The 21,194-nt window shown below is 60.4% G+C and carries 15 protein-coding genes; 2 read left to right on the top strand and 13 right to left on the bottom strand.

What is annotated here, in order from left to right; translation table 11 throughout:
- Positions 1-77: 77 nt before the first annotated feature.
- The 8 genes from leuA to dnaJ all read right to left on the bottom strand — a co-directional run bounded on the left by leuA (position 78) and on the right by dnaJ (position 10,386).
- Positions 78-1,817: a 2-isopropylmalate synthase gene (gene leuA / locus HMPREF2874_RS05925; protein WP_049334201.1), complete on the bottom strand. Its 1,740-nt coding sequence runs from the start codon at positions 1,815-1,817 to the stop codon at positions 78-80.
- A gap of 428 nt (positions 1,818-2,245) precedes the next feature.
- Positions 2,246-3,676 (bottom strand): LCP family protein, encoded by a 1,431-nt coding sequence (locus HMPREF2874_RS05920; RefSeq protein WP_049343290.1) that lies wholly within the window; start codon positions 3,674-3,676, stop codon positions 2,246-2,248.
- Positions 3,677-3,824: 148 nt separating this feature from the next.
- Complete coding sequence (locus HMPREF2874_RS05915) at positions 3,825-4,970, bottom strand: GTPase Era (protein WP_210397981.1); 1,146 nt, start codon at positions 4,968-4,970, stop codon at positions 3,825-3,827.
- A 126-nt stretch (positions 4,971-5,096) separates the two neighbouring features.
- A complete protein-coding gene (locus tag HMPREF2874_RS05910) occupies positions 5,097-6,551 on the bottom strand; it encodes a hemolysin family protein (RefSeq protein WP_070649387.1) in 1,455 nt (484 codons plus the stop codon).
- Positions 6,552-6,560: 9 nt separating this feature from the next.
- A complete protein-coding gene (gene ybeY, locus HMPREF2874_RS05905; RefSeq protein ID WP_049356917.1) occupies positions 6,561-7,082 on the bottom strand; it encodes an rRNA maturation RNase YbeY in 522 nt (173 codons plus the stop codon).
- Positions 7,083-7,085: 3 nt separating this feature from the next.
- Positions 7,086-8,213, bottom strand: coding sequence for a PhoH family protein (locus HMPREF2874_RS05900; RefSeq protein WP_070649385.1), 1,128 nt, complete (start codon positions 8,211-8,213; stop codon positions 7,086-7,088).
- 110 nt (positions 8,214-8,323) lie between these two features.
- A complete protein-coding gene (locus tag HMPREF2874_RS05895) occupies positions 8,324-9,091 on the bottom strand; it encodes a 16S rRNA (uracil(1498)-N(3))-methyltransferase (RefSeq protein ID WP_070649383.1) in 768 nt (255 codons plus the stop codon).
- 158 nt (positions 9,092-9,249) lie between these two features.
- On the bottom strand, positions 9,250-10,386 hold the full coding sequence (dnaJ, locus tag HMPREF2874_RS05890) for a molecular chaperone DnaJ (protein ID WP_049334207.1): 1,137 nt from the start codon (positions 10,384-10,386) through the stop codon (positions 9,250-9,252).
- Between the two features lie 259 nt (positions 10,387-10,645).
- Between dnaJ and HMPREF2874_RS05885 the strand changes: the two genes are divergently transcribed.
- Together HMPREF2874_RS05885 and HMPREF2874_RS05880 are read left to right on the top strand one after the other, a co-directional pair.
- Entirely contained in the window at positions 10,646-11,515 is an 870-nt protein-coding gene (locus HMPREF2874_RS05885; protein ID WP_070649381.1) for a DUF3097 domain-containing protein, read from the top strand.
- A gap of 234 nt (positions 11,516-11,749) precedes the next feature.
- On the top strand, positions 11,750-12,148 hold the full coding sequence (locus tag HMPREF2874_RS05880; RefSeq protein ID WP_049343284.1) for a DUF4870 domain-containing protein: 399 nt from the start codon (positions 11,750-11,752) through the stop codon (positions 12,146-12,148).
- Between the two features lie 836 nt (positions 12,149-12,984).
- On the opposite strand, the gene hemW is transcribed toward HMPREF2874_RS05880, so the two are convergent.
- The 5 genes from hemW to HMPREF2874_RS05860 form a co-directional block, all read right to left on the bottom strand.
- Entirely contained in the window at positions 12,985-14,268 is a 1,284-nt protein-coding gene (gene hemW / locus HMPREF2874_RS05875) for a radical SAM family heme chaperone HemW (RefSeq protein WP_070649380.1), read from the bottom strand.
- 65 nt (positions 14,269-14,333) lie between these two features.
- Positions 14,334-15,761, bottom strand: coding sequence for a P-loop ATPase, Sll1717 family (locus HMPREF2874_RS09200; protein WP_141754226.1), 1,428 nt, complete (start codon positions 15,759-15,761; stop codon positions 14,334-14,336).
- Positions 15,762-16,005: 244 nt separating this feature from the next.
- Positions 16,006-17,847, bottom strand: coding sequence for a translation elongation factor 4 (lepA, locus tag HMPREF2874_RS05870; RefSeq protein ID WP_371440548.1), 1,842 nt, complete (start codon positions 17,845-17,847; stop codon positions 16,006-16,008).
- Between the two features lie 96 nt (positions 17,848-17,943).
- Positions 17,944-18,966, bottom strand: a complete 1,023-nt coding sequence (locus HMPREF2874_RS05865; protein WP_070649378.1) for a PAC2 family protein — start codon at positions 18,964-18,966, stop codon at positions 17,944-17,946.
- Positions 18,967-19,534: 568 nt separating this feature from the next.
- A complete protein-coding gene (locus tag HMPREF2874_RS05860) occupies positions 19,535-19,870 on the bottom strand; it encodes a hypothetical protein (protein ID WP_070649376.1) in 336 nt (111 codons plus the stop codon).
- Between the last annotated feature and the right edge of the window lie 1,324 nt (positions 19,871-21,194).

Raw genomic sequence — 21,194 nt, 5'->3', positions numbered from 1 at the left:
GGAACGCCGCCGAGCGAGTCAAATGCGCCTATCCGCGCCGGATGCGCTCCCCCGCCCTCGCGGAAAACCCGCGTAGCTTAGGCGTCGCGCAGCGCACGGTTCACGGCCGAAATCATGGCCTTCAGAGCCGCACGGGTCGTCGAGTTATCCACGCCAATACCCCACAGCACGCGCGAATCCACGGCGGCCTCAACGTAGCAGGCCGCGTTCGCGGTCGAGGAGGAAGACATCGTGTGCTCGGAGTAATCCATCACGCGAATATCCACGCCCTCACCCGAGAGGATGTTCTGCAGAGCATCCACCGGGCCGGTACCCGATGCGGTGCGGTTGTAGGTGTGACCGTTAATGTTCAGGGCCACGCGCAGGGTGGTCGCACCGGTATCGGCCGAATCAATGTTGATCGACTCGATGCGGTACTTACCCCAGCGCTTCTCGGAATCGGTGGCGGGCAGGTACTCGTCCGCGAAGATGTCCCACAGCTTCTTGCTGGTCATCTCGCCGCCCTCGGCGTCGGTGCGAGCCTGAACAATCTTCGAGAACTCCACCTGCGCACGGCGCGGCAGGTCCAGGCCGTGATCCTGCTTGAGCAGGTAGGCCATGCCGCCCTTACCGGACTGCGAGTTCACGCGAATAATAGCCTCGTAGGTGCGGCCCAAATCGCGCGGGTCGATCGGCAGGTACGGGACCTCCCAGTAAACCTCATCCACGCTCTTTCCGGCCTCGGCGGCGGTGCGCTCCAGGGCCTCGAAGCCCTTCTTGATGGCGTCCTGGTGCGAACCCGAGAACGCGGTGAAGACCAGGTCGCCGCCGTACGGGGAACGCTCGTGCACCTTCAGCTGGTTGCAGTACTCGACGGTCTTGCGGATACCGTCAATGTCCGAGAAATCAATCTGCGGGTCAATGCCCTGGGTGTACAGGTTCAGGCCCAGGGTCACCAGGTCGACGTTACCGGTGCGCTCGCCGTTACCGAACAGGCAACCCTCGATGCGGTCCGCGCCAGCCAGGTAGCCCAGCTCGGCGGCGGCCACGCCGGTGCCGCGGTCGTTGTGCGGATGCAGCGAGAGAACGATGTGCTCGCGGTGGTTCAGGTTGCGGTCCATCCACTCCACCGAGTCGGCGTACACGTTCGGGGTGGCCATCTCGACGGTTGCGGGCAGGTTCACGATCAGCTCGCGGCCGTTCTGGCCAATCTCCAGCTCGTCGGCCACGGCGTTGACCACGCGGGCCGCGTACTCCAGCTCGGTGCCGGTGAAGGACTCGGGCGAGTACTCGTAGATAATCTTCGTATCGGAAATCATCTGCTCTTCGTACTTGCGGCACAGGCGCGCACCCTGCAGGGCGATGTCGAGCACGCCCTCCTGATCCTGGTGGAACACCACGCGGCGCTGCAGCACGGAGGTTGAGTTGTAGAAGTGCACGATGGCCTGCGGTGCGCCCTCGATGGCCTCGAAGGTGCGGGCAATCAGGTGCTCGCGGGCCTGCACCAGAACCTGAATGGTCACGTCCGAAGGAATGTGGCCGTCCTCGATGAGGGTGCGCACGAAGTCGAAGTCGGTCTGCGAGGCGGAGGGGAAGCCCACCTCAATCTCCTTGTAGCCCATCTTGACCAGCAGCTTGAACATGGCCAGCTTGCGGTCGGTGTCCATGGGGTCAATCAGCGCCTGGTTGCCGTCGCGCAGGTCCACGGCGCACCAGCGCGGTGCCTTCTCCATGACCTTGTCCGGCCAGGTGCGGTCGGGAAGGTCGACAACAATCTGCTCGTGGAAGGGGCGGTACTTGTGTACCGGCATGGGGCTGGGCTTCTGGTGGTTTTTCATGATGAATTTCCTGTGGGTTGGTCCGTCTCGTGCAGCCCGCTTCGGGGCCTGTGCTTTGCCCGGGTATCGGGTCCCGGGCCGTCGTCATCAAGGCGGTGCATCGTATCGATGCTGGTGAGATGCCGCGTCAAAAAGCCGGAACGGTCGCGGCAGGTTCTAGCGTGCCCCGTTCCGGCGAATAAGCAGCAGGTTTACTGCGGTGCGGTGCGCGCCGCTCATGCTCTCACCGTAAGTGGTCATGCCTCCACGCTATCACAGCCCGTAAAAGATTACCGCCGGCGCGGTCGGGCCCGTCCATCATCTGGAAGAACACGAGGTCGACGACTACGCCCGCACGCGGCCATACGCCTGGGCACACGAAAGGGGGCGCACCCACCGCAATGGCGGATGCGCCCCCCTCACTCACCGGAGACAACCCCGTAGGGTGTCTAGAAGGCGAAGGCGGTCTGGCACTTGTTCTGGTCGGCGGTCTGGCCGCTCGCGTTACCCGCGATGGCCGCCTCCTGCTTCTCCATAGCCTCGCCCGAGGGGAAGTCAGTACCAATCGTCACCGACACGCCCTGAACCTCTTCGGTTGCCACCACGCGGGTGACGTTCAGCTTGCCGGCAATCTCCTGAGCCTCAGCCTCGTAACCGGTCGAGTAGAACACCGTGGTGAAGTTCGTCGGAGTAGCCGAAGTACCCGGAGTAACATTCGTGTAGCCCAAGCCCTCAATCACCGAGGCGATCGTGGCGGAACGGCCCTCCAGGCCGGTCGCGTTGTACACGCTCACCGGTGCCTCACGATTCAGCTGAACCGCTGGGGCTGCTTCTGCGGGCTTTTCCTCTTCCTTCAGCGACTTGTCATCGCGCAGACGCTGGAAGACATTATTGGCCGCTTCGGAAACCTGCAGTCGGTTCGAGTCCTGGGTCCACGGCTCGGTCGGCACGGTCGCGAACACCACGTTCGACAGGTCCACACCACCGAGGGTTGCGCCCACACCAATCAGGGTGCCGATATTGCCCAGGCCCTTGTCAACGGTCACGTTCTGGGTAATCGCCTCGGCGATACTTGCCAGGCGGCCCGGGTTCGACAGGGTTCCTTCGCTCTTGACCTTGCGCAGCAGCGAGGCCATAAAGCCCTGCTGAGCCTGAATACGACCGATATCGGAACCATCCGAGAAGCCGTGACGGCTACGCAGGAACGCAAGAGCCTGCTCACCCTCAACGGTGGAAGTACCCGCGGGAAGCTTCAAGCCGCTGTACTCGTCATCAATCGGAGCGTCCACACAAACCTGAACGCCGCCAACAACCTTCGACAACTCCTTCACAGCGTTGAAGTCGACCAGCATAAAGTGGTCGATGTTCACACCGGTCAGCTTGCTAATGGTCGCCACGGTGCAGCCCGCACCGCCGCGAGAGAGCGACTCGTTAATCTGAACGTTATCCTCGGCCGGGTAGACGGTGCCATTATCCGGGTCGGTGCACTGCGGTACCGAAACCATCAGGTCGCGGGGGAAGGACAGCACGCTCACGTTCTTGCGGTCCTTGCTAATCTGCAGGAGCATCATGACGTCCGCGCGAGCCTCAGAATTGCGGTCCTCCTCGTCACCGTAGGCGCCATTATTGCCTTTGCGGGTGTCGGAGCCGATGATGAGGATGTCCAGCGCGCCGTTCTCCAGGCCGTCCTTATAGTTACTGATGTTCAGCTCCTGCGTGTGCAGGTTATTGCGCATACGCAGGGCGAATACGCCGCCGAAACCAACAACGATGACGAGCATGCAGGCCGTCAGCAGGGCAATCCAGCGATTACGTTTCGAGGTCATCACCGAGGTGCGCATATGGCGCCCGGTGCTTCGTAGGCGAGGTGCCTGGGGCATACCTATTCTCTTTCTGCCGGTGAGCAAGTATTTTCTCAGAGTAACATTCTTCGCTATGAGCGCCGAAAAGAAAAGGGGTGCACGTCACCCGAAAGACGCGGACTAGGCGGCGTTCTCCGGGTGACCGACCCCCTCTCGGGCGGCTGGCCTAGAAGCCTAGACGGTTCAGGGCGCGGGGGTCAGACTGCCACTCTTTAGCAACCTTCACGTGGATGTTCAGGTACACGCGGGTGCCGAGCATTGCCTCAATCTGCTCGCGGGCCTTCGTACCAATCTTGCGCAGGTTCGAGCCGCCCTTACCGATGATGATGTACTTCTGCGACTCACGCTCCACGTACAGGTTCACGTGCACGTCCAGCAGCGGGTTATCCGCCGGGCGGCCCTCACGGAATTCCATCTCCTCAACCGTCACGGCAATCGAGTGGGGCAACTCCTCACGCGCACCCTCCAGGGCGGCCTCGCGCACCAGCTCGGCGATGAGGGTTGCCTCGGGCTCATCGGTCAGCTCACCCTCCGGGTACAGCGGCGGGGAGAGCGGAACGTACTGCGCCAGCAGGTCGGCGACCGCATCCACCTGGAAATGCTGAATCGCGGACACCGGGATGATGGCCGCCCAGCCGCCCTTGCCGTCTACGGGCATCGGCTCGGAGATTTCGCCGGCGCGGCGCTGTGCTGCCGGGCCGGAGCCCTTCGCGAAGGGGGTCGAGGCGTTCTTGCCGCCCTTGCCGCCCTTCTTCTGGGCGCGGTGGGCCGCACGCTTCGCGCGCTGGGCACGCTCGGCGCTCATGATCTCCTCACCGAGGGCCTCGACGGCCAGCAGCTGTTCGCGCAGCTCGTCGGAATTCACGGTATCGGCCTTGGTCACAATCGCGACGACCGGCTTGTTGCTCGAAGCCACCAGCTGCGAGGCGATGTAGCGGTCACCCGGGCCGATCTTCTCGTTTGCCGGAATGCAGAAGCCCAGCACATCCACCTGCGAGAGGGTGCCGGCCACCAGGTCGTTCAGGCGCTCACCCAACAGAGTGCGGGGGCGGTGAATACCCGGGGTGTCCACCAGAATCAGCTGGTACTCGTCCTTGTGCACAATACCGCGAATCGTGTGGCGGGTCGTCTGCGGACGGTTCGAGGTGATAGCCACCTTCTGGCCAACCATAGCGTTCGTCAAAGTGGACTTACCCGCATTCGGACGGCCCACCAGCGACGCGAAACCCGAACGGAAATCCTTCGGGTAGGTCGGCAGCGGGGTGCTCAAGTCCAGAGTGCTCAAATCGAGCGGGGTGTACTCCTGGTCCATTGTGTTTCTCCTTATCAAACCCCGTGCGGGGTGTGTGGGGTGTCAGCCTCATCTGCCTGCGCCTTCGGGGCGGCGGCGGGCTGGCTCAAAGTGTGTATGGGATGATGCGGTGTCTACGTTCGATATTTAGCGGTTGCCGTGCTTGTCGGTGGCAGGTTCAGCCTCTGCGGTATCTCCCGGAAGGTCCGGATGCGCATGCGGCTCAGTCACAGCGGGCGGCTCGGTATCCACGGTGAGAAGGTCAGCAACCTCAGCAGAATGAGCCTCTGAGGAACCCTCAGCGTTCTCCTGCTCATCACGAGGCGGCTCGTACCAGGCCTGCAACATATCCACCTGGTGGCGGCGGCCCGACGAACCAATCGCACGAATATGAATACCGTCAATCTCAATCTCAGAACCAACAATCGGTACCATACCCAGGTGCTTGGCGAGCAAGCCGCCGACCGTGTCGACGTCCTCATCCTCCAGGTCGATACCGAAAATCTCGCCGAGCTCATCAATACCCAGACGAGCCGACAGACGGAACGTGCCGTCATCGTTCAGCGTGTACTCGGGGCGCTCGTGGTCGTACTCGTCAGAGATATCGCCGACCAGCTCCTCAATCAGGTCCTCCAGAGTAACCAGACCGGCGGTTCCGCCGTACTCATCAACCACAATCGCCACGTGCGTGGACTCGCGCTGCATATCGCGCAACAGGTCCATGGCGCGCTTCGTCTCGGGTTCGAATCGGGCCGGGCGCATGATCTCCACCAGGGTCGGCATGGGGGTACCCTCGGGGGCCTCGGAGTGCAGAATGTAGGTGCGCATCGAATCCTTGAGGTAGAGAATACCCAGGATCTCGTCGCTCGAATCGCCGATCACCGGCATGCGGGAATAGCCCGAACGCAGGAACAGGCTCAGCGCCTCGCGCAGCGGTACGTCGCGACCCACGGTGAGCATATCGGTGCGGGGCACCATGAGCGAGCGGATGCGCAGGTCGTCCATCTCGAACACGGACTGCACCATCTGCGCCTCGTCGTCCTCGATGGTCTCGGCGTCGGAGGCTCGCTCCAAGAACTCGCGTAGCTCCTCTTCCTCGAACACGCCAGCGGGGGCCTCTGCCTCGCGGGCCGGGGCGATGCGCGTCGCGAGGTGATCGAGCAGGCCGGTCACGGGGGTCAGCAGCTTCGACAGGTAATGCACCGGGCGGGCCAGCACGCGAATCGACGAAACCGGGCGGTTACGCCCCGCGGAGCGCGCCAGCACGTGTAGCACCGGGTAGCCGACGAAGGCAACCAGCACGAGGGTCAGGAACACCGCGAGGGCCTGAACGTCCACGAGCTCCAGCCAGAAAGTCATGGTTGCTAGCACCGCGGCCGCCGCCGCGATGAGGCGGGTCAGGCGCAGCGGGTGCGTGTACACCTCAGAGTCACCGTCGAGGGTGCGCTGCAGAACGTGTGCGCCGAGCGTGCCGGGATGCGCCTCCACGGCTTCTTCCGCCTCGTTGTGCGGCAGGTACGTGAACGCGGTTTCGGCAATTGCGGCCACCACCGTGAAGCCGAGCGCCACGACAGCCAGCAGAATCGAGATGAAAATACCCATGCCGCTCCCCTAGTGTCGAGTCTCGACCGGTGCGGGTCGGCCCAGGAACTCTTCGAGAATCGAACGCTGAATACCGAACATTTCGGCTTCCTCTTCGGCGGTTCCGTGGTCGTAGCCGAGGCAGTGCAGAATACCGTGGGTGGTGAGCAGGCACAGCTCATCCAGGGTGCTGTGGCCCGCATCCGCGCCCTGACGTGCGGCAACGGGCGGGCAGAGGATGATGTCGCCGAGCATGCCACTGGAGGGGTTTTCGGGGGTTCCCGGTTCCAGCTCGTCCATGGGGAAGCTCATCACGTCGGTGGGGCCGGGCAGGTCCATCCATTCGATGTGCACGCGCTCCATCTCGTCTTCATTCACGATGGCGATGGACAGGTAGGTGTCATCGGCAAGGTGCATGCGCTTGAAGGCGTGCTCGACGAGGCGGGTGAGCACCTCGGTGTCTACCGCCTCGAAGGATTCGCGGACGAACGCGTCGGTTGCCGGGTCAGCACCGGTTGCGGGCTCTTCGCAGTCGAATTCGATCTCTGCCACCGTTTAGCGTCCTTCCGGGGTGGTCTGTGCGTTGTCGGGGTTCTGCTTGGCGTTCTTTTCGGAGCCGCCGTTAATGCCGGCGCGGTCCAGAAGCTTCTCGGCCGCAGCCTCGATGGTGGCGCGCTTGACCTTGCGGTTACGCTTGCGTTCCATGGCCTTCTGGTCCTCGCCCCACTGATCGTAGGCGGAGACGATATTCGAGACCAGGGTGTGGCGCACCACGTCGGAGGATTCCAGAATGCTGAAGTGAATGTCCTCCACGCCCTGCAGAATGTTGCGCACCTGCTTCAGGCCGGATGCGGCGCCACCGGGCAGGTCAACCTGGGTGATATCGCCGGTGATGACCATCTTCGACCCGAAGCCCAGGCGGGTCAGGAACATCTTCATCTGCTCGGCGGTGGTGTTCTGCGCCTCGTCGAGGATGATGAACGCGTCGTTGAGGGTGCGGCCGCGCATGTACGCCAGCGGTGCGACCTCGATGGTGCCCGCCTCCATGAGCTTGGGGATGGTTTCGGGCTCGAGCATGTCGTGCAGCGCGTCGTAGAGCGGGCGCAGGTACGGGTCAATCTTCTCGTTGAGGGTGCCGGGCAGGAAGCCCAGACGCTCGCCGGCCTCCACGGCGGGGCGGGTGAGGATAATGCGGTTCACCTCGTGGCTCTGCAGCGCCTGCACAGCCTTCGCCATGGCCAGGTAGGTCTTACCGGTACCCGCCGGGCCGATACCGAAGATCACCGTGTTCGCGTCGATAGCGTCCACGTACTTCTTCTGGTTAATGGTCTTGGGGCGAATCGTGGTGCCGCGGGTGGAGAGGATGCTGGTAGACAGCGAGTGCGCCGGGTTGCTCAGCTCCTCGCCGAGCATGCCCATGAGGCGGTGGATCACCTGAACGGTAATCTGCGTGTCGTGGCTGGAGAGCACGCGCAGCTCATTCAGCAGCTTTGCGGCGGTGTTGACGGCCTCGGAGGGGCCGGTGATGAGCACGTCCAGGTCCTTGGGGCGCAGGCTAATCTGCTCGAAGTAGTCCTCGATGATGCTCAGGTGCGCGTCCTGCGGGCCGAGCACGGCGATCATCTCTGCGGCGCTTTTGAAGGATACGGTGCGTGCGGTCGACAGCGGTCGGGAGGTAGTCATATGGGCTCCTTGGCTAGTGATGTATTTACAAGTATAGATGTGCGTGATGCGTCACGCCCCGGCCGGGTTCCAGCAGTTGGGTTTTACCGGCCGGGTTTAGCGGCGGCGCTCTACCAGCGGCCCAGCACCACGTTCAGGGTGCACATGGCGGCGGACCCGGCGGTGGAAGAACGCAGCACCTCGTCGCCGAGCAGCGCCAGGTGCGCGCCGGCCTCGGTGAAGAGCTGCACCTCGCGGTCGCTGATGCCGCCCTCGGGGCCGACGAGCAGGTAGATTTCTTCGGGCAGGTTCTCCCCGCCCGCAAGCTTGGCGGCCTGAGCGCTCAGGCGTTCGGTGGCCTGCTCGTGCAGGATGAACACAGCAGAACCCTGCCCGGTGACCTCCTCGATGAGCTCCACCAGGTCGGTGGTGCTGTACAGGTCGTACACCTCGGGAATGAGCGCGCGGCGGGACTGCTTCGCGGCGGCGGTCACCGTGTTTTGCCACTTGGTGTGCGCCTTGGCGGCGCGTTCTCCCTTCCAGCGCACAATCGAACGGTCCGCGCTCCACGGCAGCACGCCGTATACGCCCAGCTCGGTGGCGGTCTCAATGGCGAGCAGGTCGCGGCCGTCCTTTGCGAGCGCCTGCACCAGGTAGATGCGAGGGCTGGTGTGTTCCTCGCGGAGCTGCTCCACGCGCACGATGACGCCGCGGTCGGTCAGGGAGTGCACGGTGCCCACGGCTCGGCGGCCGGTGCCGTCACCCAGGTCGATGCTCTCCCCCACTTCCATGCGCTTGACGAGGGCGTGCTTGCCCTCGGGGCCGTCCAGCTCGAAGGATGCGCCGGGGGTGAGGGTCTCGTACTCTTCGGCGCTGATGTAGAAGATGGGGGCGCTCATAGTGCTCCTTGGGTTCTTATGGGCGGTGCTTCGTGCGGGAGGTGCGGTTCAACGCGGCTACGAGGCGCGGTCGCCGTCTCGGGGTCGTCCCCGCATAAACGCGGCGGATGCGGCGCCCACCGGAAAGGCCCGGCGGGTACCGCATCCGCTACAGAGATTTACTTGAACTGGTCCTTCAGGCGGGAGAACAGGCCACCGCGCTGCTTGACCTGCGAGCCTTCGTTCAGCGGCTCGTTGCGCAGGGCCGCGAACTGGCGCAGCAGTTCACGCTGTTCCTCGGTCAGGTCGGTCGGAGTCGTCACCTGAACGCGCACGAGCAGGTCGCCACGGCGTTCGGTGCCGAGCACGGTCGCGCCCAGGCCGTTGAGGGTAATCGTGTCGCCGCTCTGGGTGCCGGCGGGGATGCTGACTTCCTGGTCGCCGTCGAAGGTCTTCAGCGGAATGACGGTGCCCAGTGCCGCCGCGGCCATGGGGATGTTCACGGTGGTGACCAAGTTGTCGCCCTCGCGGCTGAAGTACTTGTCGCGCTTGACGTTCAGGTCGACGTACAGGTCGCCGTTGGGGCCACCGTGCAGGCCGGCCTCACCCTTGCCTCGCAGGCGGATGCGTGCCTGGTCGTGCACGCCGGCGGGAATCGTGAAGGTCAGCGGCACGTCTTCGCGCACGCGGCCCTGGCCGTGACATTCGGGGCAGGGGGTCTTGATGACGGTGCCGTAGCCGTGGCAGTCGGGACATTCGACCTGCTGCATGACGGTGCCGAGGATGGACTGTACGCGGCGCTGCATGTAGCCGTGGCCGGCGCAGGTGGTGCAGGTTTCGGGCTGGGTGCCCTCGGCGGTACCTTCGCCGTTGCAGGACTTGCAGGTCACGGCGGAGCGGCGCTCGATGGTCTTCTCGACGCCGAATACGGCGTCCTGCAGGCTGATGGAGACGGTAATCAGGTCGTCCTGGCCCTGACGCACGCGGGATGCGGGGCCACGAGCGCCTGCGGCACCGCCGGTGAACATGTTCAGCAGGTCCTCAAAACCGCCGAAGCCGCTGAATCCGCCGCCCGGGTAGCCGCCGCCTCCGGGGTAGCCCGCGCGGCCCTGCTCGTCACCGGTGGTGTCGTAGTTGCGGCGCTTTTCGGGGTCGGAGAGCACCTCGTAGGCGAGGGTGACGCGCTTGAACTCTTCGGCAGCGTCCTCGGAGGGGTTCACGTCGGGGTGGAGCTGGCGTGCCTTCTTGCGGTACGCCTTCTTGATCTCTTCGGGGCTGGCGTCGTTCGATACGCCGAGAGTCTCGTAGTGGCTCATGTGTCTGTGTTCCTGTTCCTCTCAAGATGGTGACGGCGCTCGATGAGCGCGCCGCCACCATAGTCGTATCAATTCTATGGGATAGTGTACGCGAGCCGATACAATGGCTAGGCTGAAAGGGGCTGCTCCCGCTATCCGCTTAATCCGCGGCGCGCCTGCGGCCCGGCGGCGGTTATTGGGCGCGGCGTTTACTGCGCATCCGGCGCCGTCTTCCCGCCCACCTAACCGGTCGTTTCCGCACCATCCGAAGGAGAATACCTTGAGTACCCACCACTCCCCCTACGGCTGGGGCGCACAGGATCTGAACGCAGACCGCCTGAGCCGCAAGGCCCCGCCCGCGCGCAAGGTTCCCCTGCAGCGGGGCTTGCTCATCGAGAGCGTGGACGGCTGGGTGGGTGAGGTGGTGCGCGCTGAACGCATCGGCGGTGCTATCTTCTTCGGCCTGGAGGACGCCAAGGGTCGCGTGAAGAATTACCCGCTCGGCACCGGCTACCTGATTGAGGGCGAGCCCGTTGAGATTGTTGCTCCGGCACCGGCTAAGGCGCCCAAGCGCACGATTTCTCGTTCGGGTTCCATCGCCGTGAAGAACGCCCCCGCGCGGGTTGCGCGAGCCTCCCGCATCTGGGTTGAGGGTCTGCACGATGCCGAGCTGGTGGAGAAGGTTTGGGGCCACGACCTGCGCGTTGAGGGCATCGTGGTGGAGCCGCTGCACGGTGTGGACGACCTGGCCGGCGCGGTGCGCGAGTTTGCCCCGGGCCCGGGCCGCCGCCTGGGTATCCTGGTGGATCACCTCATTGAGGGCACGAAGGAGCAGCGCATCGTTGCGGAGGCGCTGGCCGTTCCGGGTGCGGCGGGGCACGTGAAGATTGTGGGCCACCCGTTCATCGATATTTGGCAGGCGGTCAAGCCCTCGGTCCTGGGCCTGAAGGCCTGGCCGCAGGTGCCGCGCGGCGAGGACTTCAAGAAGGGCACGCTGCGCCGCCTGGGCCAGCCGCACGAGACGCAGGCGGATGTGGCGCAGGCCTGGAAGCACATTCTTTCGCGGGTGGATTCCTACGCCGATTTGGACCCGACCCTGCTGGGGCCGGTGGAGTCGCTCATCGACTTTCTCACCGAGCCCGGCGCGTAACCGCGCTGTGCGGATGTGAGTTTGCTCAGAACCTTGCAATCCAGCGCATTAACCGCCGGCGGGGCTGGCTTGAGGCGGTACAATGGTGGAGCACCGATGCGGCCGCTCCGTTGAGCCGCGGCGGTGCTTCACTACACTCAAGGGCCGTCACCACCCACGCGGTTCGCCCCATTCGGGCGGATTCGCCGTTCGACGGTGACCACCACAAGATACTTCGATTGAACCAGGATTTTCGTGACTAACGACGCACGCCCGGCCACCGGGCCTCAGAAAACCCGCAAGATTAGCGTGATTCAGGACCGTAACCGCGCGACTCTCGCGCATTTCGGGGGGATTCTCGGCATTCTTCCCTCCGCCGCGGTGTTCTACGTGAGCCGCCGTAACGCACCCTTCGCTGAGCAGGAAGCTTTCGAGGCCATGAACTTCACCCTCGTGCCCTCTCTGCTGATTGTTGTCTGCTTCATCCTGGGCTTTGTGCCCGGCCTGGGTAACATTGCCCTGGTGCTGGGGATGCTCGTGTGGCTGTTCATGGCGATTGCTTCGGTACGCGCCGGCATTGAGGTTAATCGCGGTGAGCCGTACAGCTACCGCGTGAACCCGCGCCTGCTCGACCGCGTGGTGAAGAGCAACTAGGTTAAAGCACCAGGTCTGGCGACTAACGCCGAACCGGTTGCGTTCACGAACGCCGCACCGCATTTTGAATACTTAATTTGAATACTTAAGGGGCCCGCACCACTCGGTGCGGGCCCCTATCGTTTAAGTCTGCGTCTTCGGTGCCCGTCGGCTCGCCTCTCGAGTCAGCTCCCCCATCGAGTCTGCACGCTGGGCCATTAAGTCAGTTTCGTGCCGCCCGCGAACCGGCGGAGGCTATCGCGAATCCGGGAGAGGCACGTAACGGCACCAAACAACCCCGCTGGAAATCGTCGTTAAACGATCGTGGGCCCCTGTTGCCAGGAGCCCACAACCGTATTCACTCAACTTCAGCAAAGACGAGAACACGCTGTTAGACATATACCGTCCTGCCGTGAACTATTATGGCACAGCCTAACCTTCAACCACAACTTGAGAAACGCTCTTTGGAGAAAGTTTTTAGGCCTTTGCGGCGGCTTCCAAAACCCGGTGACCGGCACCTCACGAAAACCCACTAAAAACCCACATACCTTTGAGCTAGTCCAGCGAAAATTTCCGAATCAAACCCAAAGATTCCACACCAAAGCCCACCGATAAGCGGTCAAAAATCCCTCAGAAAAAAATTTTTAAATTTTTTTCTCGCAACATTCGCGCGGCCCGGTGCGGCCCAGCGAATACGCGGAAGGTAGCCCTTCCCCACCCCGCGCTTCTACCCTCTGGCGCACCTGATGGCACGCGGGGGCCGGCCCATCGCTCCCTCCGGAATCGTCATCCGGGCGCCCGGGGGTAGGTGTCAGAGGGGCGGGCGCCTGGGAGCGGGTGCCCCATTCCCCGAGCCTTCAGTCTTCGGCGGCCTCCGAGACCTCCGGCAGCAGCTCGCGCGTCACGGCATCGCCGAGCAGGCGACCCTTGAGGGTCAGGCGCACGTGCGCATCCGGGTCGGGCTCGGCGGAGGCGGTGAGCGCATCCGGTTCGATGAGCCCCTGGGAGACGAGCCAGCGCAGGGACGTGCCCAACTGCGCCTCGTCGTGGACGGCGAGTAGCTCGCGCATCGCCAGGCCCTCGCGCACACGAATCATGAGCATGATGGTCTCGAAGGCGCGGGTCGAGGCGTCTAGCACCTCGCGCGCGGCCGCCGGGGACTCCCCCGCACGCACCTTCTGCGCGTAGGGTACCGGGTGCTTCACGTTCCACCAGCGGGTACCGTTCACGTGCGAGTGCGCGCCGGGGCCGATGCCCCACCAGTCCTGGTTGCGCCAGTAGGCGAGGTTGTGGTCGCTGCGGGTGTCCTCGCTGCGCGAGTAGTTGGACACCTCGTACCAGTTATAGCCGGCTTCGGTGAGCAGCTCTTCGGCGAGCAGGTACATATCCGCCATGAGGTCCTCATCGGGCATGGTGTACTCACCGCGGCGAATCTGCGCGGCAAGCTTGGTGCCGTCTTCGACGATGAGCGAGTACGCCGAAATGTGGTCGGGCTCGTAGGAAATGGCGGCACGCACGCTGCGCTCCCACTGCTGCAGGGTCTCCCCCGGCGAACCGTAGATGAGGTCCACGGACACCTGCAGGCCGACCTCCTTGGCCCAGGCGACGACCTTCGGCACGTTGGAAGGCGTGTGGGTGCGGTCGAGCACCTTTAGCACCTCGGGCACGACGGACTGCATGCCGAAGGAGACGCGGGTAAAGCCGCCGTCCTTGAGGGTCTGCAGGTCCTCAAAGGTGACGGAATCGGGGTTCGCTTCGGTGGTGACTTCCGCGCCCTCGACAAGGCCGAATACGTCGATGGCTGCCTGCAGGATGCGCACGAGGTCGCTGGCGGGCAGTTTGGTGGGGGTGCCGCCTCCGAAGAAGACGGTGTGCATGGGGCGTTTTGCGACGCCGGATGCTTCGAGGGTGCGGGCGGCGAAGAGGATTTCTGCGATGGCGTCGTCGGCGTAGGTGCCGAGGCCGATGCCGTCGCCGAAGTCTTCGGTGGCGTAGGTGTTGAAGTCGCAGTAGCCGCAGCGTACGGAGCAGAAGGGGATGTGCACGTAGAGGCTGAAGTCGCGGTTTTCGCATCCTGCGGCGCTGGTGGCGGGGATGCGCCCGTCGCGGGGTGCGGGGTCGCCGGTGGGCTGGGCGGGCATTCTGCCTCCTGAAAAAGCAAAGGTGCGGACACCCCATTATAGGAGATGCCCGCACCCTTTGATAATTACCTATCTCTAAGCCCGAGATACTTTACGATTGCAGGATGGAATGTAAATGTCGTTTTCTCATCATATTTAAGACGTGGACTATTGTACCTGTAAACATGTTTACTACCACCAGTGCTTCCACCCTTTTGTATTACACCAATAACAGAAACATTAAATAACGTATCAAAAACCTTTTTATATTCGAAATTGCCATCTACTTCTTCACTTTTCCCCACCCATTCATCCATAGAGAAGGAACGTTTATTAATTTTCTGAACAATTTTCTCAAAATTTTTAAACCAATTTCCATTCAGCTTATACTCATTCTCAAGTTCGTTATATATATGCTCGCTATACTCCAATTCAACATCTGTAATATCTGAATTTTTGATTATTGGATGGTTTAACTCCTGCGCCTTATTTAGTGCCAACCTGGAGAAACTTAGAATGTCCCTTGGGCGACCCATGGTTCGAGATAATATGTATCCCTTAGAATCTCGTCGATTTCTAATAGGTGCGCCTGTTTCAAATATCTCCACCCAACCAATGTCACTCTTTCCAATGCTATATTTAGCACGCGCTTCTACAACTGATACAAGGTTCTCATCACTCCAATTGAGCTTTACCGCATCTTGCATGTATTTATTTTTGTCATTAAAATTAATTGAATCCCAAATATCAGTTCGAAGGAACATAACTGCAGGCGCCATACTTTTCGTTCTGTCAAGCTCGGAGTACAAGTTTCTCACTGCACGGAGAGAACCAATTATGAAGTTCTTAGTGGACTCTTCTCCATCCCATGAATCATCTATTCCATCAATTAAAACCGTGACAGGATTCCCTGATGAATTGTAGTAACTATTTAATACATTGATACCTTGTTCTATAAATTCATGCATGTGCACGGAGAGTGAATCATCCATGGAATCACTTATTTCCAAGCCAGCGCCAGACCCCAAAATTTTTAAATCCCATTTCTTAACTCTCTTAATCCAGGTAAAAACTGAATTAAGACTGCTATATTTACCCATTACCTTTAGGGCATTATTTAGGACCTTGCGCTCTTTTCTAGATAGTTTATCTTTAATATCCAAAAATTTTATAGATATTAGAACGATTAAGAATATCCAGGAAAGAGTATGAGCATTATCATCACTCATGCCATTCTCTTTAAGCATCTTGTGCGCGGCATATGGATATTCTTTTAGGTCTAGTGATACGACGTTGTCTTTGGTATGCTCTTCTTTTTCAAGGTATTTAAATATAGCGGTTTTTCCCGAACCTTTTCGTCCGAGAACTAGATATTTTCCTTCCTTTATTTCTTCTACAGACCCTGTCTGAACAAAATAATTTAAGATACTTCTATCAGACTCTGCATCAAGACGTCCAAAGTCCAACTCTTTAACTAAATTAGACTGACTGCAAAGGTTTTTCTCGTTACCCATTTATGTATATTCTCCTTTGAATGTAAAACCGTGGGCGTAATCATCGATGCTACACCCACGCTAACTCTACTCTTTCATGCAGTGCCCTGACAAGGGGTAACACGCATTACACCCTAATGAATATCAAATATGGGTGATTCCTAATCACCAAGCAACCTGCATCAGCCTAGGCACAGCAAAGGCGGCGTGCCCCTCCCCCACTTAGGGATAGAGCACGCCGCCTACATCGGAAGAGCTGAGAAGGCTACTTCTTCTTTTCCTTCTCCTCGCCCGAAGACAGTGCCGCAATGAAGGCCTCCTGCGGGACCTCCACACGACCGACCATCTTCATGCGCTTCTTGCCTTCCTTCTGCTTCTCCAGCAGCTTACGCTTACGCGAAATATCGCCGCCGTAACACTTCGACAGAACGTCCTTACGCATCGCGCGGATATTCTCGCGGGCAATAATACGCGAACCGATAGCCGCCTGAATCGGCACCTCAAACTGCTGGCGAGGAATCAGCTCACGCAGCTTCGAAGTCATCATCAGGCCGTACGAGTACGCCTTATCGCGGTGGGTAATGGCGCTGAACGCGTCCACCTTCTCGCCCTGCAGCAGGATGTCGACCTTCACCAGGTCAGCTTCTTCCTCGCCGTCGAACTTCCAGTCCAGCGAGGCGTAGCCGCGGGTGCGGGACTTCAGCTGATCGAAGAAGTCGAACACAATCTCTGCCAGGGGCAGGCGGTAACGCATCTCCACACGGTCCTTGGAGAGGTAATCCATGCCGCCCATCTGGCCGCGGCGAGACTGGCACAGCTCCATGATCGCGCCAATGTACTCGCTCGGGGCAATAATCGTACACGCCACCATGGGCTCGCGGATGGTCGCGACCTTGCCCTCGGGGAATTCGCTCGGGTTGGTCACGCGCTTAGCGTTGCCAGCCTCATCCACCACGTCGTAAATAACGTTCGGCGCGGTCGAAATCAGGTCCAGGTTGAACTCGCGTTCCAGGCGCTCACGCACAATCTCCAGGTGCAGCAGACCCAGGAAGCCACAGCGGAAACCGAAGCCCAGCGCGGCAGAAGTTTCCGGCTCGTAAATCAGCGCGGCATCGTTGAGCTTCAGCTTATCCAGCGCGTCACGCAGCGCCGGGTAGTCCGAACCGTCAATCGGGAACAGGCCAGAGAACACCATCGGCTTGGGATCCTCGTAACCACCCAGGGACTCCTGCGCAGGCTTCGCGGCGGAGGTGACGGTATCACCCACACGGGACTGACGGACGTCCTTCACACCGGTAATGAGGTAACCCACCTCGCCCACGCCCAGGCCCTTCGACGGGACAGGCTCAGGGGAAATCACGCCGATTTCGAGCAGGTCATGCTCAGCGCCGGTGGACATCATCTTAATCTTCTGACGCGGCTGCAGGCTACCGTCCACAACACGCACGTAGGTGACCACACCGCGGTACGAGTCGTACACCGAGTCAAAAATCATGGCACGGGCCGGGGCGGATGCGTCACCCTGCGGGGCGGGAATCGCCTCCACAATACGGTCCAGCAGAGCCTCAACACCCTCACCGGTCTTACCCGATACGCGCAGAACCTCGTCCGGCTCGCAACCAATCAGGTTCGCCAGCTCCTCGGCGTACTTATCGGGCTGAGCCGCGGGCAGGTCAATCTTGTTCAGCACCGGGATGATGGTTAGGTCGTTCTCCATCGCCAGGTACAGGTTAGCCAGAGTCTGAGCCTCAATACCCTGGGCGGCGTCCACGAGCAGAAGCGCACCCTCACACGCGGCCAGGGAGCGGGAAACCTCGTAGGTGAAGTCCACATGGCCGGGAGTGTCAATCATGTTCAGCGCGTAGGAGGTGCCGTCAACATCCCAGGGCATGCGCACGGCCTGAGACTTAATGGTGATGCCGCGCTCACGCTCAATGTCCATGCGGTCCAGGTACTGCGCCTTCATATCGCGCGGGGCAACCACGCCGGTGGCCTGCAGCATGCGGTCCGCGAGGGTGGACTTACCGTGGTCAATGTGAGCGATAATGCAGAAGTTGCGAATAATCGCGGGGTCGGTCGCCGCCGGAACGGGCGGGTTCTTCGACATGGGTGCCAATCACATCATCCTTTCGAGATGCTGGGCGCGGGTATGGGCATAGTTACCTATCATTTTCCCATACCTGCGGCCGATGCGCGAACGAACCTAACGTTCCGAAGAATCCTCCGGGGCTCCAGCACCACCATCGGCAGGGTTTTCACCCTCGGATGCGCCGCTGAGGGAATCCAGGTAGCCCTCAATATCCTCGGCAATCACCTCGCCGGAGACAGTGCGCAGGGTCGAATCCATCCTCTGCTCAATCTCACGCACCAGCTCGACCTTCTCGTAGTCCTTCGCCATTTCTTCGGCGAGCTCCGCCTCCCACTCGTCGGCGTGGGTGCGCAGGCTGTCGTACTCCTCCGACTCGACCTTAATGCCGAGGATGACCTCCAGCGCCTCGATCAGGCTCACGACCGCGCGCGGGTTCTGCTGGTCAAAGCTCAGATACCCTGGGATGCTCATACGCAGCATGACCGAGGAGGGCAGGCCGTGCTCGGCGGCGAGCGCAGACATCGCCATCGTCACCGAAGTAGAACCGGTGTAGTCCTCGTGCAGAATACCGGGGATTGCCGCCAGCTTCTCGTCGTGAGTGGTCAGCGTGTACGGGTACGGGCGGGTGTGCGCCACCTGATCCTCGAAGGTCTCAACGAAGATGGCGTGGTCCATGTGGAGCTTCTTCACGTACTTGAAGAAGCGGGTCATGAACCGCTGCAGGCACAGACTCGGGGCGGGGCCGGTCACCACGAGCAGGCGCAGGCGGCGCTCCGGGATGGTGACCATGTTGTAGAACATCTTGGGCCACACCAAAACCGTGGATTCGGAGTCGTCGGATTTCTGCAGCTGCGGGGCAACGGAACCGTAGTCGTAGAAGTCGTCCATGTCGAAGCCGGGGCTCTCATCGCACGGGTCGAAGGCGCGGTGAATCACGTCGAGGGCGTCCTCACCGTTGCCCGGCGGTTCTTTGGCGGAGTTAAAGCCGACCAGCATGACGGTCGTGTAGTTGTCCTCCTCGGAGGGTTCGCCCAGGCCCAGCTTGCCGAGCAGGCCCTTCTTCGCGGGCTGTTCGGTGGAGGCGGGCTTGGCGAAAGCGTCAAAGAGTCGGGCGGGTGGGAAGTTCGGCTGGCTCATCGTTGGTCCTTAGCTCGTGGTTAGGTTACCGGGTGTGGGGCGTATGGAAAGTTGCCGGTGAACCATCGGTGGTTGTGTGGTGTGTATCGGCGGTACTCGCTCCCCCGGCGCCGTTCGCAGCGCTGTGTACGGCGCTGTTGATAGGGCTCGGGCGGTGTGCGGTACCGCTGATAGTTCCCACTATACGGGCTCTTCCGCGACCCGCAAGCGGTTTCGTCACCGGGCGGGCACCTCCCCCCTCCCCCCTCCCGAATCTGTACGTCATAAAAACCACGGCAAGCGGGCATAGCAAAAGGCACCCCACCACTTAGCAGGATGCCTTTCACAAAAGTTATAGGGAGTTAGCCAGTGACGCCCCCGACGGTCTTCTAGACTGAAGCATAAAGCCGCAGCCGCCCAAGCATTATTGCCTCACCAGTAGGTGAGGCTCAGGGTTACAGAGGAATTGTCTAACTCCTTGACCCCAAGTATACACGAAAAAGAGACCCCCTGCGTTCCCCTTAGAGGAGGGGGAACACAGGGGGTCTCTGCCCTTAAACCAGAGAGGTACTTAGGTACCCCGCAAGTTTTAGAAAGGCAGAAGCGCCAAATCGTATGGAGTGCCAGCATAAACATCCGGCAACTCGCCTTTAGCTACCTTCTCACGATACAAGCTGGTTACTTCGCTGTAGTTGAAGGGGAATTCCTTAGCTTCGTTCCTACGCTTAATCTCTGCCAGACCCCACTCATATTCGGCACCGGGGCGCGCAGCCGGAGCATTAAAAAAACGCCCTTTCAACTCAGCACGCATCCACCCCTCCGGAGTATTTACATCAAACGTGGGCTTCGTAAAATCGAACGGAGCTCGCCAATACTCAGGGTCTTCACGATAATCGTAAGCTTTTTCTGCGGTCTCGTTACTCATGGGGAGCCTCCTGATAATATGCAAAAATGTGTACCCACACCGGCGCTATGTGCAACGCCGTTTAGGGCGCTCATGATAGGCGCGGGGTGTGCAGTACCGCCGATAATTCCCACTATACGGGCTCCCGCGCGACCCGCAAGCGGTTTCGTCACCGGCCGGGCGCCTCCCCCAATCTGTGCGTCATAAAACCACGGCAAGCGGGTATAGCAAAAGGCACCCCGCCGCTTAGCAGGATGCCTTTCACAAAAGTTATGAGGAGTTAACCGGTGGTGCCCCCGATGTCTTCTAGACCGAAGCATAAAGCCGCGGCCGCCCGAGCGTTATTGCCACACCAACAGGTGAGGCTCAGGGTTTCAGAGGGGTCGTTTAACTCCTTAACCTCAAGTGTACACGAAAATCTATCTTCTTATCTCGTCATTTGTCTTTGTATTACTAGCTTGCTACTACTCCAATGGATCGCAGAAAGCCAAGGATAAGACCGAAGCTACACATCAGACGGCTGCGAGTCTAGGGGTCCGAATTAGTGGGCGGGATGATGTCCTCTCTGCCCCGGTTCCTCGATAGTTCAATCTTTGCGGTTCCAAAGATGTACATACATTCTGCGAGGGTAACAATGACGCTGAGGCAATTAGCTTCTGAACCGATTGCGCGGGGACCTAACGTAGCCTGCAAATAGGTTTGCCCCAAGTAATTTCACATCTTCCAGATACAGACACATGATGCTGGCAGTTTCATAGGACATCAGAATATGTGGCTATCCTAATCAGGCTCCGTCTGTTGGAGGAAACGGTGGAATTCTCTCTGGGATAAGAACCTCACCGGCTGCGGTACGCTCATCATACTCGCGTGCGATAGTACGCATTTGGACATGCGACCCCCGTTTAAAGCGCTCCTCAAGCACCCACTGGCGTTTCATGGCCTCAGCCTTATTAGCTGGTGCCGGCGGCGTAATCTTAGTTACGCAGAAGGTGATAGGGTCGCTCAGCGTCGGAGGGATTTTTTCAGGTTCCATGTGTGTATTCTAGTCTAGCTTCTTACTGAGTTCTGCTGGCATGGTACACATGCACCGCATCTTTAGGGTTCCTTCTGGGCATAGCAAAAGGCACCCCGCCACTTAGCAGGATGCCTTTCACAAAAGTTATGAGGAGTTAGCCGGTGACGCCCCCGAACGGTCCTCTAGACCGAAGCATAAAGCCGCGGCCGCCCGAGCGTTATTGCCACACCAACAGGTGAGGCTCAGGGTTTCAGAGGGGTCGTTTAACTCCTTAACCCCAACTATACACGAAAAAGAAATCCCCTGCATTCCCCTTAGAGGAGGGGGAAC

This window comes from Rothia sp. HMSC068F09 (genome assembly GCF_001812775.1).
GTDB classification, from domain to species: Bacteria; Actinomycetota; Actinomycetes; order Actinomycetales; family Micrococcaceae; genus Rothia; species Rothia mucilaginosa_A.
This window is presented reverse-complemented; position numbering and strand designations above follow the sequence as displayed.

What these genes read in the sequence shown, in the direction of transcription:
- leuA (WP_049334201.1), bottom strand. Translation starts at nt 1,817, where the DNA reads ATGAAAAACCACCAGAAGCCCAGCCCCATGCCGGTACACAAGTACCGC.
- HMPREF2874_RS05920 (WP_049343290.1), bottom strand. Translation starts at nt 3,676, where the DNA reads ATGCCCCAGGCACCTCGCCTACGAAGCACCGGGCGCCATATGCGCACC.
- HMPREF2874_RS05915 (WP_210397981.1), bottom strand. Translation starts at nt 4,970, where the DNA reads ATGGACCAGGAGTACACCCCGCTCGATTTGAGCACTCTGGACTTGAGC.
- HMPREF2874_RS05910 (WP_070649387.1), bottom strand. Translation starts at nt 6,551, where the DNA reads ATGGGTATTTTCATCTCGATTCTGCTGGCTGTCGTGGCGCTCGGCTTC.
- HMPREF2874_RS05900 (WP_070649385.1), bottom strand. Translation starts at nt 8,213, where the DNA reads ATGACTACCTCCCGACCGCTGTCGACCGCACGCACCGTATCCTTCAAA.
- HMPREF2874_RS05895 (WP_070649383.1), bottom strand. Translation starts at nt 9,091, where the DNA reads ATGAGCGCCCCCATCTTCTACATCAGCGCCGAAGAGTACGAGACCCTC.
- dnaJ (WP_049334207.1), bottom strand. Translation starts at nt 10,386, where the DNA reads ATGAGCCACTACGAGACTCTCGGCGTATCGAACGACGCCAGCCCCGAA.
- hemW (WP_070649380.1), bottom strand. Translation starts at nt 14,268, where the DNA reads ATGCCCGCCCAGCCCACCGGCGACCCCGCACCCCGCGACGGGCGCATC.
- HMPREF2874_RS09200 (WP_141754226.1), bottom strand. Translation starts at nt 15,761, where the DNA reads ATGGGTAACGAGAAAAACCTTTGCAGTCAGTCTAATTTAGTTAAAGAG.
- lepA (WP_371440548.1), bottom strand. Translation starts at nt 17,847, where the DNA reads ATGTCGAAGAACCCGCCCGTTCCGGCGGCGACCGACCCCGCGATTATT.
- HMPREF2874_RS05865 (WP_070649378.1), bottom strand. Translation starts at nt 18,966, where the DNA reads ATGAGCCAGCCGAACTTCCCACCCGCCCGACTCTTTGACGCTTTCGCC.
- HMPREF2874_RS05860 (WP_070649376.1), bottom strand. Translation starts at nt 19,870, where the DNA reads ATGAGTAACGAGACCGCAGAAAAAGCTTACGATTATCGTGAAGACCCT.